Source organism: Terrimonas sp. (genome assembly GCF_003075435.1).
Taxonomy (GTDB): Bacteria; Bacteroidota; Bacteroidia; order Chitinophagales; family Chitinophagaceae; genus Agriterribacter.
Genome location: NZ_QCZJ01000008.1, coordinates 99,921 through 117,976 on the forward strand (window position 1 = coordinate 99,921; position 18,056 = coordinate 117,976).

Genomic DNA, 18,056 nt, shown 5'->3' on the forward strand with positions numbered 1-18,056 from the left:
ATTTCTTGATTTTAAAATTAGAGCGGTTAGGATGCGCTTTTGGAGAATGGGCTCGAATTGGCTTTGACTGGCAGCTTTTGACTGAAGGGAAAAGAGGCATGATGAACTAATTTGTATTTTTGTGATTTAAGGTGGCATTAAATACAAATTGTATAATCCTCAGAATTTCATAACTATTATGGCTTTAACAATTTCAATTGTATCTCTACTGATTTCCATGTTGACGTTTTGGTTGACGAGAATTAGAAAAGGTAATTTAAAAATGACACGCCCATCGCTTATATGCTTTCTTGGGCAGAATGGGAATGATGAGCCAAAGGTCTTCATGCGAACATTACTTTATGGGACTGCCGATCAAGGGCAATACATTCAAAATATGTTTATCAGACTTCATCAAGCCGATACAATTCAAAATTTCAATATTTGGGCATACGGTGACAACGGGGTTGTTCGGGGTAGTGGCCTATTTATAAGCAAAAGCGGTATTTCACTCTATCATCATTTTTTACTTCCTAAAAATGGGCAATGGAGCTTTCTGCCTGGCGATTATAAACTTGAAGTGTTTGCTGAAACAGTTAATGCTTCAGCAAAAAAAATATTCGAGCAAAACTTAACTCTGGCTACAGAACAAGCTAACGATATAAAGCAAGGCAAAGCAGTATATTTCGATTGGGCACCCGATACAGAAAAATATGTCTCGTACTCGGACGATAGAAAATATGAAAGTAAATTGAGCAGGAGTGTCTAAATACCATTTAGAAAACTAAGCATTTTGCCGACCTCCGTATCCATCTTAGAGAAAGCAAACCATTTTTTGCCCAGGTCTTTCAATGATGCTCCTATATGATACAGCTCCGTTCCGTCTATAATCAGGAACCGATCATGGGCGTGGGTAAATATCTGAACATCAATAACGGGATATTGGCTGTTATATCTCTGCAAGTCCAGTCGTAGCTGGTTAGTAATGGTCTTTGTGTAGATTGTTGCAGAAATATTTGCATCGCGTTTTCCCAATAGTGTGAGTACAGTATCGTCCACATAGTTGTCGATCAGTATAATAGCCCTTTTTGCACTGCGGATAATATCGCTCACGAAAGTGTAGGCGTCAAATATCTGCCCATCGTAAAAAACTCCTTTCTCAATTTTTAATTGCCCACCTTCAAGGGCTTTAAAGATCTCTTCAAATTTCAGATCGGCTTCCAGTTGTTTCAGTTCTACCTTATCCAGCCTGTGGAACAATGCTGCATGGCTCATGAAAGTTTTACGCATTTCCACAAAAGCATTCATAATCTCAATGCTGACTTTTACAGCCACATCACTTCGCAACACGGCTGATAGCATAGCTATCCCTTGCTCGGTAAATACGTACGGCAAATAGCGCCGGCCCCCTCTGCCAGTGTTTGAGGTTCCAAATTGGAACCTCAAACTTTCTGTTTCGTCATCGGTCAATTGAAAACAGAAGGTTTCGGGGAAGCGCTCAAAATTCCTTTTTACAGCCTTGTTCAAAATTTTAGTTTCAACCTGGTAAAGCGAAGCAAGATCGCTATCCTGTATTACCTGAACACCACGGATGGTATATATCAACGGCTTTATATCTTTTGGGGATATGATAAGACTATTGTTCATTATTTATTCGCTTCGTTGTTTTCAAATTCAAAAGAAGATTCAGCCTTTTCATTCAGAACGATATAGGCATCAAACTTTTTCCCCGATTTGCTTTTCATGCCTTTGATGAGATTCGTTTTTCCCTTTCTGATAAGTTGCTCAATATCCTGTACACTTAACTGTACGCCGCAGATATTACGGAACTGTACCCAACTACAAGCCTCATCGGGGCATTTTACAAGCTTGTCCCTTATGATGAGCTGATGGTTTTTGCACTTCGGGCAAACTACCTCCGGCAGCTTGCCCATGTTTACGGATGTACTGAATAGCTCACGGGTAATAGACGTGGCATACACTTCCATTTCTTTTTGAAAAGAAGCGGCATCCGCTTCACTGTTTTCAATTTTTTGCAAGGCCAGTTCCCATTCGGCAGTCATGGCTACATCGGCAATCTTTTTGTCCTTTACCAGATGGTACACCTGCAATCCCTTTTCGGTAGGGATAAGGGCTTTCTTTTCCCGCTGGATATAGTTGCGTGTAAACAAGGTTTCAATGATGGCGGCCCGTGTAGCAGGCGTACCGATCCCGATGTTCTGCAATGCCTTACGTTCCTCTTCATTCTCTATTTCCTTTCCGGCTGTTTCCATAGCGGATAGCAGGCCCGCTTCGGTATAGAGAACGGGCGGCTTGGTTTTCTTTTCCAACGCCACCGCATTTTTAATTTTCAGCTCATCATCTTTTTTCAGCTCAGGCAGATCCTGCACGGGTTCGGTGTCTTCATCGGAGAAGTTACCTTTGATTGCACGCCAACCAGGTTCAAGAATTTTACAGCCCTTCAATGTGAAGTCATAATGCAATACCAGCACATTCACGTCGGTTATTTCTTTGGAGCAGGCTTGTGAAATGGCCTCCAGCAACCGGAGGGCGATCATATCATAAATGGCATTTTCCTTAGCGGGCAATGCCGAGGGGATTTTATCTGTAATGAGCAGCCCGTGATGGTCTGTTACCTTCAGGTCATTGACAATGCGTTTATTGAAACGCCCCCATTTCATTTTCGATACAGCTTCCTTACAGGAATCCCTGTCGTTCAATGCCCGGACAAGACCGGTGATTTCCGGCCACATATCTTCAGGTATATGCTTGCTGCCAGTGCGTGGATAGGTAATAAATTTCTTTTCGTACAGGCTTTGAGCAATATTCAGCGTTTCTTCGGCAGAAAAGTTCAGCCTTTTATTGGCTTCTTTCTGCAAGCCTGTAAGGTCAAATAACAATGGCGGCTGTTCCGAAACGGTTTTGCTTTCAATGGAGGTTACAGAAGCTGTTCCGCTACGCTGGATGGCCTTCAGTACATCTTCCGCCTGTTTCTTATCGTTCCATTTTGTTTTGGAAAGGCTCTTGAAATCAATGAACTCTTTACGGTGTTCCAACTGGATTTGCCAATAAAGCTGCACATTGAAATTCTTATTGTCGAGGTAGCGTTTGCAAATCAGGGCCAGTGTCGGGGTCTGCACCCTGCCCAATGAATATATACCGCTTCCGGCGGCAATGCTCAATGCCTGTGAAGCGTTAATCCCCACTAACCAATCGGCACGGCTTCTGCCTTTTGCCGCGTGGTACAATCCATCAAATTCGCTACCGGGTTTGAGGTTATCAAAACCTTGTTTAATTGCCTTTTCGGTCAGCGAACTGATCCACAGCCGTTCAAAGGGTTTCGTGCATTTCAGGTATTCATAGATATAGCGGAAGATCAGCTCCCCTTCACGTCCGGCATCGGTAGCCACAATGATACTACTGCAACGGTTGATAACCTGCTCAATAATTTTCAGTTGTTTCAAAGCGCCTGCATCGGACGTATAACCTTTATCCTTTTTTACTTTCCTTACTGTTAATAAAAAGGGATTGGGCAATATCGGTAAGGCGGCTTTCTGAAAACCTGAAAGCCCGTAATCTTCCGGCATACCCAATCCCACCAAATGCCCCAATGCCCAGGTAACATAATAGCCATTACCGGTGAGGAAACCATCTTTCTTTTCAGTAGCTCCTAACAGGCTGGCTATTTCCCGCGCCACACTTGGCTTTTCTGCAATCACTGCTTTCATAACTCATCGTTTTATGTGATTACATTTTTCTACCCCTGGACTTGGCTGGCGTTTGGGGTTTCTCTTGTTTTTCCTGTTGCTTTTTGCTGTCCGGCTCTTTCTGTCCTGATTTCAGCGGCTCCTTAATATTCTTTGTAGCCTCATTGGTCTTGCCTTCAGAGTTAACCGCAGTCTGCGTTTTATGAGCTTCGGCAGGCTGTATCTTCTCTTTCATCTTATTTGGATTGCTGAAAGAGAAATCGGTTCTGCCGGTATCCTTGTTGAAGGTCAGGTAACCTTTGTATTCCTTGCCTTGCTTGTCCATCAATCCGGCTACGTAAATAGTCTGGCCTTCTTTGAACTTCTGGTATTGCTCATTGTCCAGCTCTTTGCCTCTTACGGTTCGCGGCGCTTCCGTCGGCTGACCTTGCGTATTGCTTTGTGTCTGGCGGTTGTTATTGCTCCTGTCAAACAGAAACTCTACATAACGCTTATCAGCATTGAACTGAACATTTGCGTTGAAAGGCTCACCTTTTTTGGAAATCATGCCTTCTATATAAAGCGGCTTGCCTTCCATCAAAGTTTGCTTTTGCTGTTCACTAAGCATTACACCTTTAATTTCATCCGGGATTTTTATCCTGTCGGTACGCAAGGCAACCAGTTCGTTGGTCAGCCTGTCCACGCTGATGATAGAAGGCATGGTTTCACCTGTTTTGGGATTGGTCAGGTCAACAACGCGGCCCATATTGCCGGTTTTAAGCAGGTTATCTTTATCTTCTTTAGTGAACTCATAGCCGAAAAACGGGAAATTAAGATTCGGCTCCTTGCGGATGCCGTGAATAGCAACTACTACTGCTCCCTCGTCATTTTGTTGCAGCGAGAGCCTTGCATCCATACGCGTGACAGCGGTTCCCAGGTTAAGGCTTACCGGCACCAGCTCATTCGTTTTAAAGCCTTTTAATAGAGGATCGAGCAGGTTCAGCTTTTCAAGTCTTTCCTTACTCAATCCGAGATTGGACATAGTTTCCCAATCAATCTGTTCCGGCTTGTAGCGATATTCGCCGGTAGCCGGTGTCGTTTGTGTTGTTTCCATATTACTTTTATTTTCTTGTTTTTGTTCGGGCTTTTCTTCCGGTTTTATTTCAGGCTTTACTTCGTGTTGCTTCATTAGCTGCTCACCCTGTTTGGTAGGTGTGTCAATGTGTTTCTGCATTTCATGTGCAGTATCGGTTGCACCGGCGGCAGATACTTTGAAAAAAGTAAAGTGGGTCGGGTTCTTTAGCTGCCTGAGAAAATTGGAAAAGAAGTTGGAGAAGATGTCACCGTGCTTGTCCACACGCATGAATTCGTTTTGATTTTTCTTATCAGCATCTACGGTTTCGAGTTCGCCATTTTTGCCAATGCCCTTAACCGCTTGGATTTTCTTTTTGTCCTTTTCCAGCACCAGCAGAATATCAGATAGCTGATCCGGGGAATTCTGCTTCACTACGGTTTGATCACTCATAATTTTAATATTTAAAATTTCATTTATCCGAAAATAGAAGTAGGGGTAACATGGATGTTCTGTTGACTTTCTCTGACTTTACTTGTCAGGTATTGTCCTTGGTTTTTCGCAGTGGAGTACTGAATCCATCACGGATAAATTGATGAACATCCGAGAGCTTATAGTAAAGTTTGCCACTAATCGTATAATAGGGCAACCTCCCGGATGAACGATAACGCTGTAATGATCGGTTGCTGATCTTTAACATCTGGAGCAAATCCTGATTGTCCAGCAGTTCTTCTCCGTCAATTACTCTCAATTTATTTTGATCTAATGTGATCTGCTCTTTTAGTATGTCAAAGCGCTCCATAATACGCTGCATCCATGTAATAAATTCTATTCGATCGATATTCATTTAATCAGATTTGAATGAGTTGTTTCTATTACCCCGTAGTCATTTCCGATTGCAAAAAAAATGATTCTGAGAAGTGTTGTCAAGTCCAGAAGGTTCCTGTACCTTTTTGTACCTTATAGGGTAACCGAAAAGATATCCTTAAGGAAATTTAGAATATTCAAACACTGATTGCTGGCAGAGTAGTTAAAGCAATTGAGAAGAATTTAAAAATCCTTTATTTTCCTAATAAGCTTTTCCAATGTCTCAATGGCAATTCTTTTATCTTTTTCTTCGGCTGCATACGCTTTACTACGCATGCCATCATGGGATAGACTTTCCTTAACAGGAGTAGACATGTATGGAACAATTGTCTTAAACAATTCATTTAAGGACTTTGAAATAATTACTTTCTGATCACTAGCTGCCCGTAATATTAATCCTATCTGATCGGAAGAAAGCAGACAAATAATCTTGTGGTTTTTCTCTGACGATGTCGTTAATTCCTTTGCTTTCTCTTCTTTACTTTCAGATTGGGTTTTTGTTGTATTGAGTTTTTGCTGATACGAGATCTCATGCCTGAACCAGTTGTTTATAACAGTTTCGATACTGTGAAAATTTTTATTGTAACTTATATTCGGGATTTTATGAAGTTGGTTAAATGATTTATACAGAAAAAGCAACTTCGCTTTTTTTTCCTCTATGGTATTTTTTTTTCTAATGCTTGATTCAATATATCCAATAAGATAATTGATGTACTCAACACTATTGAAGTTAAGATAAATCAATACAGCATCAATCAATGTGTAAGCTGGTGGACTTTTCTCAGCAAAATCAATTTTTTCAATTTCAGATAACAATTTTTCTTTGTAAATAATATTGCTATGAGTAGTAGTATATTCAAACTTACCTGTATTAATAAAGCTGCTTATTTTATGCGCAATAATATTGAAAGGAATTTGTTGAGGGTTATTGACAGGTACTTTGCCTTGCAGTTTATTTAACCTTAATGACAACTCTTTGCAGAATTTAAGAAAATATGTTTGGGAAACAAACTCATTCATGCTTAAGTATTCAAAATACTTGTATTCAATTAATAATATAAGTTCTTCGGTCAATTGTAATAATGCTTTTGCAATCCTATGAATAGCTCCTTTCTTTAAGCGAACCATCTCAAGATTTAAAATGCATTGTCTTAACATCGTTGTCAGCGTTGAGTAATAATTCCTTATTAATAGCTCTGCTTCACTTCTTGATTGAACTGAGAATACCTGCGTCTGTATTGTTAGGCTTATTTTCAGAAATTCTTCTTCTATTTGATAGAAGATTTTTGTTTCTTCATCTTTAGAGATTCCCAGGAGTTTCCCTTTTTTCGGATTTAGAGTATGGTATACTAAAACATCCAACCAATCCAATGCATATTTCTCCTTATCAGCATTAACATGAATTTCTTTCCAATCCCTATGTTTTATTTCCTGATTGTTTAGCATTAGCTTAAAATATTTGAAACAGTTAATTCATCACTCATCCGTTTATATAATTCATTTAAAAGAAACCAAGGTTTCTTTTAAATAGAATGGCATCAATGAAAGCTATTACAGAGGAGGTGTATTCACTTGCTTTTACAAATGAGTTAAGATTGTTTTGACACAACTAGTATCAACTCAACAAAAGTGGGTACGAAGCATATTCAAATGCTGACAATAAACAGGAGGATGTGAACCTTTTATAGCAGTTGTGAGTTTGTCTTCAGACCAGGGAAAACAAATTGAGCAGATATTAAATATCAAAGTGTTTTAATCCCTACATTTAGCATGTTGTTAAATTACGAAAATAGCTACCTAATTTAATTTTTTTAAGGTATGCGAACTGCTCAAATTGTTATGCGATTAGGATAATATTGAACGACAAATCTCAATATGTTTTTAAAAGAAAAAAATGCTAAAAGGATGGATATTTTTTGCGAATTACTTCCAGCCAGTAAAGCAATTGTTCAGCCTGAAAATTTTTCAGGTCAAAGTTTTGAGAGGTAAATCTGATTGTTCTGTTTTTATTGTTACTGATATATATATAATTTCCACCTGAATAAATTGTATAATCTCCGAGAATATTTTCCGCAATCTTTTTATAATACTGTTGAAATTCACTTTCGGGAAAGTCTGTAAGAACACTTATATTCTCCATTCCGCAAATATACAAACAAAGCAGCAGCGGTAGATTTCAGAGGACGAAAAAACCACTGCTGCCTTGTTGATCATAATTGGTGCCGGACATACTTTTTAACTATTTTCCCAAAACCAACTGCGAAATAGCTATAATGCCCGGACTTAGTATTTTATTCGAATGCAATATAAAAGTAAAACATTAATGACTGTTTCGTTTGTGGGAATTAAATGGAAAATCCCCGCAGAGAACTACAGGGACTTTGAGGTTTTTAGCCTCATTAAACCTTATCCTATGAAAACATAGGAGATGATTAACTTCCCATTTTAGTTGCAAGTAGAAACAAAAGATAACCCTGATAGTTTGTTGCTGTAGATATAACAAACGACATGTTTATAATAAAATAAATAATATTCCTATAACTTGGTTATAGATGTTTTCATAGGTTAGCTAACGCGACTTCTTTAAGTCGAGTTTTATTTTACGAGAATAGTACTGGATTTCTTGATTTTACTAAAAAAATCAATGTAATAAAGGGATATGTGATGGTAATTAGATGGAAAAAAATAAAGCTAACGAAGGGCTGATACCTAGATTGGACCATAACTTCATTTATTTCAAACCTTGGTCTAAAAATAGTATTGACTGCTCTTATATTTCTTAACTGTCAATATAGATTCTATGGGATATCAATAGTGTAACGAACATATTGCATTGAAAACATAGCTAAACATTCATAATCATTTATAATTATTCTTTTTTGTTTTACTGGAATAATTTAATTCTTTGAGTATAACATCAATAATTAGTTGGGGTTCTATATCAAGCAAATTAGCTAAATCAATTACATGTTTAATTGAGAACTCATCAGGTCTGTATAACTTTTGAATGTATCGGCTATGATTAATGCCAAGAGCTTTAGCAATCATAGTTGGATATAATTTTTCTATATCCTTCATTCGCTTAATACTAAAGCTTTGAAACATCAAACGAATTACTTTGTACTGCGTTTCATTTTCTTCCTTGGCCATACCATTATAAAACGAAAAGGTACAGTTGTGAAAAAATGACGTAAGCAATAATTTACTATACGTATTTAATTACTTACGTTTAGTATCTTTTTTAGTATTTTTACTTCGCTATAGATATTTTGCGAATCTTCATAAACTAATTGAAGCTTTCGCTTTGAGTCTCGCTATTGAAACGTCGGAAATTTCAAGACCATGAGACGATAAGCAAGGGCTCACGTTTTGGCGTGGGCTCCCTTATTCGTGGTCAGGCCTCCGACGGCCTCAATAGCGGTAAGTGGAGTTCCATGCCATACTTTTTTAGCATACTTCCGGGCTCAAATTCACTTTTATGCAGCACAAATGCCACAGGCGCAACCATACCATGCAGATGATTATGCCATTGCCTTTAGTAAAGGCGACGAACAGGCGCTTGCCCATTATTTTAGGGAGTTACACCCTGCTCTTACGCTCTATGCCAATCAGTGGGTTAAAGATTTTCCACTGGCGCAAGAAATAGCATCAGAAGCATTTGTAAAAACCTGGCAAAAACATTATAAGTTTAATAGATACGAAGGCATAAAAGCATATTTATATACCATTGTGCGAAGAGACAGCTATAAAGCCTCCAAAAAGTTGTGTCGCTCTGAAACATTTACCAGTGATGTTGTTGATATTGATACACCATTCAGCTTTCTTGTACGTGCAGAAACCTATCACTTTTTGTATGCTGCATTGCAAAAATTATCTCCCGGCAACAAAAGGGTGATCAGCATGTATTATCTTGAAGGTAAAACCACCGGCGAAATTGCACGAGAGCTCAATCTCCATCCACATACCGTACAAACCCAAAAACTTAGGGGTATTAAAGCACTTCAAAAACTACTCTATCCGGGTATTTTAGGCGTTTTGTGTCTGCTGGAAAAAATTTTCTTTTCAACTTTGTAGGGCATTTCTTCATTTGCATACTTTACTATAAAAAGCATGCGCTAATTTAATGTCATGAACAACAATCCATACAGTCATATGGATAAGGACGCCCATCGTGTGGCCTACCTTATTGCCGGATATATACGCAACACACTTAGTAAGGCTGAACATGAAGAGTTGGATGATTGGGTGAATACGAGCGATGCCAATATGAAATTGTTTGAAGACCTGACAGACGAAAGAAATATTGAAGCTAATCTGCAAATGATGGATGGAGCGCAGTCTGAACAAGTTTTTAAAGAGCTGCAGCAACAAGGCCGATTTGAAAAACCAAAAGCCGGGAGGAAGATCAATATGGTATGGATGTCTGCCGCTACGGCAATTATATTATTAGGTGTGTTTCTTTTGTGGCGTTCAACCAATACTTCTTCCTCCCAAAATACCACGCCCCCCATAGCACACAATAATGTGTTGCAGCCGGGAGGTAATAAAGCTACGCTTACGCTACCCGATGGTTCGGTTATAGATCTTGCCAGTATGCAAAATGGTTTTCTTTCCGGTAATACCGCTCAGCATATCTCAAAAGAAAATGATAGCAGACTGGTGTATCAACACTCAAAATATAATAGAGAGGAAGGAATGCATACGCTTACAATTCCTGCTGGTGGGCAATTTCAGCTAACACTAAATGATAACACAAAAGTGTGGCTTAATTCAGAAACGATTTTACGTTACCCTGCCGCATTTTCCGACAACGAGCGCAAAGTTGAACTTACAGGTGAAGCGTATTTTGAAGTATCACCGAATGCTCATGCACCTTTTAAAGTAGTAATGGGTAATAATGATACTGTATCTGTATTGGGCACTCACTTTAATGTGCAAACATACCCCGGTGATAAAGAAAAAGCAGTAACACTTGTTGAAGGCAAGGTGCTGGTGCAAAACAAGATTAATAAAAAAGTATTATTACCAGGCATGCAGGCACGAATTCAAGGTAACTCAATTAACACTATACCAGATTCAGATGTTGAAGAGATTACAGCCTGGAAAAAAGGATTATTTGTATTTCACGATGCACCCATTGAATACATAATGAACCAGGTGGCAAGATGGTACAATGCAAAAGTTGTGTATGAGGGTGAAATTAAGCACCAGTTTAATGCTACTATTAACAGGAATGAGCCTTTGGAAAAGTTGCTTCGCCTCTTGCAGTTAAATGGCTATGTAAAATTTAAAACTGAAAATAATATTATTTATGTATATCCCTGACGACTAATGCAAAAAAGGTAACTCAAATAAAAACCGGAAGTGTAGCGAGCACCTCCGGCGAATGTTCGGGTCAACCCAAAAATCAATTGAGCAAACAACTGTATTAAATAAACCCAAACACTGCAAAAGTATGAAAATAGAAGCTCGTGTTCGAAATCACCTTACCTTATTCTATATGAAACTAATTCCTATGATGTTACTTCTCGTTTGCTTACAGGCTACAACGAGAGGATATGGACAAACAACTGTTACCCTTAACTTAAACAATTCATCTCTGGAGAATGCGCTTAAAGACATAAGTAGTCAGACAGGATATTCATTCATCTACACCCGGGCACAGTTAAAGCATTCTCAAAATATAACAGCTCAGTTAAAAAATATAAGCCTACAGGATGCATTAGATAAATGCTTTTTCAACCAGCCGTTACATTATACGATTGAAGATAAATATGTAGTTGTAATAGATAAACTGGCAAATGGTTCTCCTCTGTCTGAGCAAACTATAGATGTATCTGGAAAGGTTGTTGATGAAAAGAGCAATGCACTTCTTAGAATAACCGTAACTACGCTCAGGTCTAAAAAATCAACCTATACAAATGAAAAAGGAGAGTTTACATTGAAAGATGTTTTTGAAAACGATATCCTTGTATTCACTTCAGTAGGTTATACGAAGGCTGAAATTCCAATTGATAAAAAGACATTTCATAATATAACAATGAAGTTGGTGATAGGGCTACTTGACGAAACTGTTATAATGGCCTATGGCAAAACAACACGTCGTTTGAACACGGGAAATATTGGAAAAGTTAGTTCGGATGTAATCAGTCAACAACCAGTACTTGACCCACTTTCAGCATTGCATGGAAAAGTTCCAGGATTAGTTGTTACACAATCAAGCGGATTGCCAGGCGCTTCAATAAAAATACAGATACGAGGTCAAAACTCATTGACACAAGGATCAGAGCCGCTTATCATTGTTGATGGGGTACCTCTTGCTACAAATAACCAGCCCGTTAATGCTCTCCGGTCTTTACTAAGTGGAGGTGGGCAAATTGAAGCAGGATTAAGCCCAATAGCTGGTATCAATCCGCTTGATATAGAAAGTATAGAAATTCTGAAAGATGCTGACGCAACTGCTATTTATGGAAGTAGAGGAGCAAATGGTGTGCTGCTTATTACTACCAAAAGGGGAGCACCAGGGAAAACTATGGTGTTTGCGAATTTTTACACTTCATGGAGTAAAGTTCCAAAGTTGCCAAAGATGTTAAATACTACAGAGTATTTACAGATGCGCAGAGAGGCATTTGCCAATGATGGCTTAGCGCCATCGGAAAACCCTTCATCACCGGGCTACGCTCCAGATCTCTTTCTTTGGGATACAACAAGAGAAACCAATTTCAGTAAAACAATGCTTGGCAATGCAGCACACAGCTACAACGGGCAAGCGGGACTTTCTGGTGGCAGTGAAAATATGAAGTTTTTCTTTAGTGCCGGACATAACAAAGATGGTACGATCTTCCCGGGAGATATGGGTTCAGATAGAATATCACTTAGCAATAACCTGAATTATAGTACGAATAATAAGAAATTGACATTTCAATTATCTACAAACTACTCCAGTTTAAAAAACAATTTAATTGCATCTTCTTCTCTTAATTCTTTTCTGGCTTTACCGCCTAATACGCCATCACTCTATACTCCTGATGGTAAGCTAAACTGGCAGGAAGGAGGTTATTCATTTACCAACCCATTGGCGTATTTATTGCAAAAATATAATGCAGTAACCGACAATCTCATAAGCAATTTGCAGATCAACTATAAAATCACAAAAGGGCTTTCGATCCGTAGCAGCTTCGGATATAATTCGATACAGGTTTCAGAAAAGTCACTTATGCCTATAGCTTCGCAGGACCCTGCATATAACCCACAAGGTAGCCAGACAATAGCAAATAGCTCTAATAAAGGCTGGATTATTGAACCTCAAACTGAATACGAAACTACAATTGGTAAGGGGAGGCTGAATCTTTTGGTTGGTTCCACTTTTTCGCAACAGAGGCAAAATGTTATAGAAATTAATGCCAGCGGTTATAACAATGATCAATTGATTGACGCTCTTAGTGCAGCATCTTTTATTAATAGTACTAATCGATTTTCTGATTATAAATACACCGCTTTATTTGGAAGAATAAATTATAACTGGCGGCAGAAATACATCATAAATTTTACAGGAAGAAGAGATGGATCAAGTCGCTTTGGACCGGGAAAACGTTTTGCAAATCTTGGGGCAGTAGGGGCTGCCTGGTTGTTTCAAGAAGAGCACCTTATCCAAAAAATATTGCCTTTTCTTAGTTATGGTAAAATACGTGCAAGCTATGGTTTAACGGGGAATGATCAAATTGGGAACTATAAATATTTGGATATGTGGGCAATTGATTACAAAAAATACCAGGAGACCACCGCACTATATCCTTCTGAACTTTTTAATCCGCAATATGGCTGGGAAACAAACAGAAAATTTGAAATATCTTTAGATTTATCCTTTTTAAAAGACAGGATATATTTTTCTTCAACCTACTTTAATAATAAAAGCGGAAATCAATTAGTCAATTACTCATTACCGGCACAAACTGGTTTCGGGAGTATTATCAGTAATTTTCCTGCTGTTGTGGAGAATAAGGGTTTTGAATTTGTGCTTGAGGCAACACCAATTGATATCAAAAATTTTAAATGGTCTTTTGCAGGAAATGTAAGCGTTCCATCTAACAAATTATTATCATTTCCTAACCTAAATACATCAAGTTATCAAACAACATATGTAGAGGGTAAGTCACTGAGCATTATATATAAACTTCACTCACTGGGAGTTGATCCAAGTACCGGAGTTTTCTTATTCGAGGATACCAATAATGATAATATTATATCAATGGGGACTGATTATCAAGTAACGGGAAAAACCGATCCCCGCTTTTACGGAGGAGTCAGAAATACACTTGCATTCAAAAAAATAGAGTTAGACATTTTCTTTGATTTTAGAAAGCAAACAGGTTTTAATTATCTCAATGCCATCTATGGAAACGCTCAAATACCCGGGTTTGCTACTAATCAACCAACATATGTGCTTGAAAGATGGCAGAAGCCGGGAGATTTAAGCATGATTCAGATGTTTACAACAAATAGACGTAGTGCCGCTTATCAAACCAGATCAAATTACAGGTATTCTGATGCGGTCTATAGTGATGCCTCATATATAAGACTAAGAACAATTTCCATCTCCTGGAGACTGCCAACAATAGTATTTAAAAAAATCAGCACAAACAGTTCAAGAATATTTGTATCGGCGCAGAACCTGTTTACCATTTCAAATTATAAAGGCACAGATCCCGAAATACAAAACTATTATTCATTACCATCATTAAGAACTATTGCAATAGGTGCTAAATTAAATTTCTAACAATGAATACAAAAAATCATATAACATTAACCCTCTTCATATTCTTTACAAGTATTACCCAATCATGCAAAAAATTTGTAGAGGTTGACCCACCTATAGATAAGATGAATGCTACAGCAGTTTTTAAAAATGATGTTACGGCGACATCTGCCATACTCGGCATTTATACAACAATGATGGGACCAACATCTCCTGTAATCTCTACCGGAGGAGTGACTTTATATACGGGCTTATCAGCTGATGAGCTTTACAATACGAACCTATCTGATGCAGCAACTTCTGAATTTTTTGACAATGCATTACTCCCTAATAATTCTGTTTTGCTTAACGACTTTTGGTTTAAAGGATACAACATTATTTATGGCACCAATGCCTGTATTGTGGGATTAGAGTTTAATAATGACATTTCAACACCCTTAAGAAATCAGCTTTTGGGAGAAGCTCTCTTTGCAAGATCTTTTATGTATTATTATCTTGTAAATCTATTTGGTGATGTACCTCTGTTGTTAAGTACAGAGTATATTGAAAACGGAAAAAAACAAAGAACTCCGGTATCTCAAATATATGCTCGCATTATTGAAGATTTAAAAACCGCAAGGGACTTACTAGAAACTTCTTATCCTACCAGCGGTCGCGTCCGGCCTAACAAATGGTCAGCAACTGCTCTGCTTTCACGAATCTACCTTACCCTTGGCGAATGGAGTTTTGCTGAGCAGCAAGCGTCTTCTATTATTAATTCAGGGGCTTATTTACTTGAGCAAAATCTTAACAACGTTTTTTTATCGGAAAGTAGTGAGACCATTTGGCAGTTAATGCCTGTAACTTCTGGCTACAATACAGCTGAAGGAAGAACTTTTATACCAACTACATCAGCCACGAACATTCCCACCTTCCCATTAACAAATTATTTGTTGGAAGCATTTGAAAAAGATGATATGAGAAAAGAAAATTGGGTAGGTTCAAAAACCGTATCAGGGCAAACTTATTATTATCCATATAAATATAAAATATGGGATTATGGGCAACCTGTAAGAGAGTATTATGTAGTTTTCCGTTTGGCAGAGCAGTACTTAATACGAGCTGAATGTTATGCACGGCAAGATAAAATCATTGAATCAAAAAACGATCTTAACATAATCAGAAATCGTTCGGGATTAGCTAATACTTTAGCTAACACATCTAAAGAACTCGTGTCTGCAATTGAGAACGAAAGACGCATTGAACTTTTTGCAGAATGGGGACACCGCTGGTTCGACTTAAAAAGAAATAAAAAAGCCTCCGAAATTTTGGCTCTAATAAAACCCGCATGGCAGGTAACTGATACTCTGTACCCTATTCCTTCTGGCGAAATTTTAAAAAATTCTTCTTTACAACAGAATAAAGGTTATTGATAACCGGGAGCTGTTTACAATAATTTAATAAATGATGAAAATTGCATTAAAGGCACAAGCATATATCTGTGAAATAGTTATATTGCTTCTACTAACTATAAGTGCCAAGTCTCAAGGTTTGCAAATTGGAGATAGAATCTCAGATTTCGAGCTAAAAAAAATCATAAACTATAAATCGTCTAGTGCTCGTTTAACTGATTTTACCAACGGCAAAGCACTTTTGATAGACTTTTGGTTTAGTTCTTGTAGTTCTTGTATTGAAAGCTTTACGAAACTCGATTCCTTACAAAATGAATTTCAAGACAATCTAAATATACTCCTAGTCACATACGAACCTAAAGAAAAAGTATTCAAAACATTTAATACGATAAGAAGAATAAGTCATGTAAAACTGCCCACGGTAGTATCAGATACCTTACTACATCTTGCTTTCCCGCATCTCTCTGCTCCCCATCAAATATGGATAGATAAAGATGGGAAAATTATAGCAATTACTGACCATAGCCAACTTATTCGTAAGAATATTCGTGCGTTAATTACAAGCGAAGAGCTAAACCTCCCATTGAAAAAAGATGATTTTAAGTTTTCTTTTGAGTTGCCGCTTGCAAGTATCTTTGCTAACAACAATACAATAAAATATTCTTTTTTCTCCAATTATCAACCAGGCATTCCCTCCTCAAGTGGATTTTACATAGATCCAGAGAGTGGTCTTTTAATAGCAAGGAGCACTAACGTTGATTTTCAAAAATTATATGTACAGGCTTATAATCAATGGGGTAACGATTTTAATTATAATAGAATAATTTTAGAAGATAATGTTTTAGATCGACTTAAACCCAATGGTCAGTCCATTAATTCCTTTTGCTTTGAAATTTGGTGGAAGGATACTTCGAAAGTGAATGCATGCTCAGAAATGCAAATCGAACTAGATCGATTTTTTAAGATTAGAAGTTTCTCGGAAAAGCGGAAAATGCAGTGCATTATTCTAAGAGAAATTGGAGAAAAAAAAAGATATCAATCTCAGCTTGCTTCCGGAATAACAGATGCATATAGTAAGAATGATACGTTATTTTTAGATAATGTTAAATTACGATATCCAATTAAAAATATCCTTAACTATGGCCGTTATGCATGGTCTCCATTTCAATTTATTGATGAGACAAATTATAAAGACCGAGTGAGCATTCAATTGCCTAAGAGATTTGAGAGCATAACTCAGGTGAATCAATTCTTAAAAGATTTTGATCTTGAAGTAAAAATTGAGGATAGATTAATAGATGTTATTGTAATTAAAGATGCTGTCGAAACCCAATAATGTTAAATATTATTACAGAAAAATAATGGCAATTATTGTAAAATGAGTTTTCTCATGTTCCAGTTTCAGAAAGAGGCTACTTCATATCTGAAGTAAGCCTCTTCTAACAAATGTCATTCAAACCTATTGAGGTTTTTGTAAATCCTGAAGTTGAGTTCCCGCGGGTTCATTGTTTACGGTTTTAGATGTCCAAACTTCTGCACAGAATATTTGATCTGCGCCAGGACAAAGTCGACTTTTCAACTCCGCTCTCGTACCAGCACTATCCATAAGAATGCCAGAAGAACTAAATGCATATACTGTACTCATTGATGCTTTTTTTGACAAATCAGAGGGAGTAAACGCAAATGTTATTGCCGACACTGTCAGTGCGAGCAATGCAAAACGATACTTTTTCATTTTTGATTGGTTTTAATTAGAAAAGATGCCTACTATTTTATACAGGTGTTCAGCTATTCCTGTTTATTGCAATAATATTCTTATTTGTTTTTGCAATTATCCAAGCCCAAGCTGCCAATACAATCAAAATTATATTCACTAACAAATGTTGTTTCCACGAAAGAGCTTTCATTATACCTCCGCAATTACATGGCAATTCGCGAGCGAAAAGTATCAAACAGCTAATATATAAAGTGAATACCGTAATCAGAATGAGCGAAAAAAACAAACCCATTGCTCTGGTATTTGAAAAAACAAGCAATCCAACCACAAACAATTCAACTATCGGAATTGTTATTGCTATAAAATTTGCATGATTTACCAAAACAGGTGATTGAACCAAGGCAAGTTTAAATGTTCGGTAATCGATAATTTTATTTACTGCAGTATAGGTATACAGAATAATAAATACCGCGGTGGCTATTTCGGTTATCTTTACTTGCTTAAAACATGAGATCATAAGCATCAGTTTGATAGTATAAAGTTCGACAACATCTTGTTTTATACTACTACAATATAGTTTGCAACTGGC

At 37.5% G+C, this 18,056-nt stretch carries 15 protein-coding genes; 6 read left to right on the plus strand and 9 right to left on the minus strand.

Going from position 1 to position 18,056, the window contains the following annotated elements; all coding sequences use genetic code 11:
• Positions 1–178: 178 nt before the first annotated feature.
• Positions 179–748, plus strand: coding sequence for a hypothetical protein (locus DC498_RS10890; protein ID WP_206197589.1), 570 nt, complete (start codon positions 179–181; stop codon positions 746–748).
• Here the strand turns inward: DC498_RS10890 and DC498_RS10895 are convergent.
• The 7 genes from DC498_RS10895 to DC498_RS10925 all read right to left on the minus strand — a co-directional run bounded on the left by DC498_RS10895 (position 745) and on the right by DC498_RS10925 (position 8,754).
• A complete protein-coding gene (locus DC498_RS10895; RefSeq protein ID WP_116874180.1) occupies positions 745–1,626 on the minus strand; it encodes an ORF6N domain-containing protein in 882 nt (293 codons plus the stop codon). The genes DC498_RS10890 and DC498_RS10895 overlap by 4 nt on opposite strands.
• On the minus strand, positions 1,626–3,707 hold the full coding sequence (locus tag DC498_RS10900) for a type IA DNA topoisomerase (RefSeq protein WP_116874181.1): 2,082 nt from the start codon (positions 3,705–3,707) through the stop codon (positions 1,626–1,628). The genes DC498_RS10895 and DC498_RS10900 overlap by 1 nt, the downstream gene beginning before the upstream one ends.
• 19 nt (positions 3,708–3,726) lie before the next feature.
• Positions 3,727–5,190 carry a DUF3945 domain-containing protein gene (locus DC498_RS10905; RefSeq protein ID WP_116874182.1) on the minus strand — a complete coding sequence of 488 codons (1,464 nt, stop codon included), beginning with the start codon at positions 5,188–5,190 and terminating at the stop codon, positions 3,727–3,729.
• Positions 5,191–5,275: 85 nt separating this feature from the next.
• Positions 5,276–5,584 carry a helix-turn-helix domain-containing protein gene (locus tag DC498_RS10910; protein ID WP_116874183.1) on the minus strand — a complete coding sequence of 103 codons (309 nt, stop codon included), beginning with the start codon at positions 5,582–5,584 and terminating at the stop codon, positions 5,276–5,278.
• A gap of 203 nt (positions 5,585–5,787) precedes the next feature.
• Positions 5,788–7,050, minus strand: a complete 1,263-nt coding sequence (locus DC498_RS10915) for a hypothetical protein (RefSeq protein ID WP_116874184.1) — start codon at positions 7,048–7,050, stop codon at positions 5,788–5,790.
• A 451-nt stretch (positions 7,051–7,501) separates the two neighbouring features.
• Complete coding sequence (locus DC498_RS10920) at positions 7,502–7,744, minus strand: hypothetical protein (protein WP_116874185.1); 243 nt, start codon at positions 7,742–7,744, stop codon at positions 7,502–7,504.
• Positions 7,745–8,463: 719 nt separating this feature from the next.
• Positions 8,464–8,754: a hypothetical protein gene (locus DC498_RS10925; protein ID WP_116874186.1), complete on the minus strand. Its 291-nt coding sequence runs from the start codon at positions 8,752–8,754 to the stop codon at positions 8,464–8,466.
• A 339-nt stretch (positions 8,755–9,093) separates the two neighbouring features.
• Between DC498_RS10925 and DC498_RS10930 the strand changes: the two genes are divergently transcribed.
• The 5 genes from DC498_RS10930 (at position 9,094) to DC498_RS10950 (ending at position 17,086) form a co-directional block, all read left to right on the plus strand.
• On the plus strand, positions 9,094–9,678 hold the full coding sequence (locus DC498_RS10930; RefSeq protein ID WP_116874187.1) for an RNA polymerase sigma factor: 585 nt from the start codon (positions 9,094–9,096) through the stop codon (positions 9,676–9,678).
• Between the two features lie 54 nt (positions 9,679–9,732).
• The gene (locus DC498_RS10935; RefSeq protein WP_116874188.1) at positions 9,733–10,929 is read left to right on the plus strand and encodes a FecR family protein; all 1,197 of its coding nucleotides are present in this window, start codon (positions 9,733–9,735) and stop codon (positions 10,927–10,929) included.
• Positions 10,930–11,059: 130 nt separating this feature from the next.
• Positions 11,060–14,380, plus strand: a complete 3,321-nt coding sequence (locus DC498_RS10940; RefSeq protein WP_165813815.1) for a SusC/RagA family TonB-linked outer membrane protein — start codon at positions 11,060–11,062, stop codon at positions 14,378–14,380.
• Positions 14,381–14,382: 2 nt separating this feature from the next.
• Positions 14,383–15,771, plus strand: a complete 1,389-nt coding sequence (locus DC498_RS10945) for a RagB/SusD family nutrient uptake outer membrane protein (RefSeq protein WP_116874190.1) — start codon at positions 14,383–14,385, stop codon at positions 15,769–15,771.
• Positions 15,772–15,802: 31 nt separating this feature from the next.
• Entirely contained in the window at positions 15,803–17,086 is a 1,284-nt protein-coding gene (locus DC498_RS10950; protein ID WP_116874191.1) for a TlpA family protein disulfide reductase, read from the plus strand.
• A 123-nt stretch (positions 17,087–17,209) separates the two neighbouring features.
• Here DC498_RS10950 and DC498_RS10955 read toward each other — a convergent pair whose 3' ends face one another.
• Both DC498_RS10955 and DC498_RS10960 read right to left on the minus strand, forming a co-directional pair.
• Positions 17,210–17,485 (minus strand): hypothetical protein, encoded by a 276-nt coding sequence (locus DC498_RS10955; protein WP_116874192.1) that lies wholly within the window; start codon positions 17,483–17,485, stop codon positions 17,210–17,212.
• A gap of 49 nt (positions 17,486–17,534) precedes the next feature.
• The gene (locus DC498_RS10960; protein WP_133176827.1) at positions 17,535–17,984 is read right to left on the minus strand and encodes a MauE/DoxX family redox-associated membrane protein; all 450 of its coding nucleotides are present in this window, start codon (positions 17,982–17,984) and stop codon (positions 17,535–17,537) included.
• Positions 17,985–18,056: the final 72 nt, after the last annotated feature.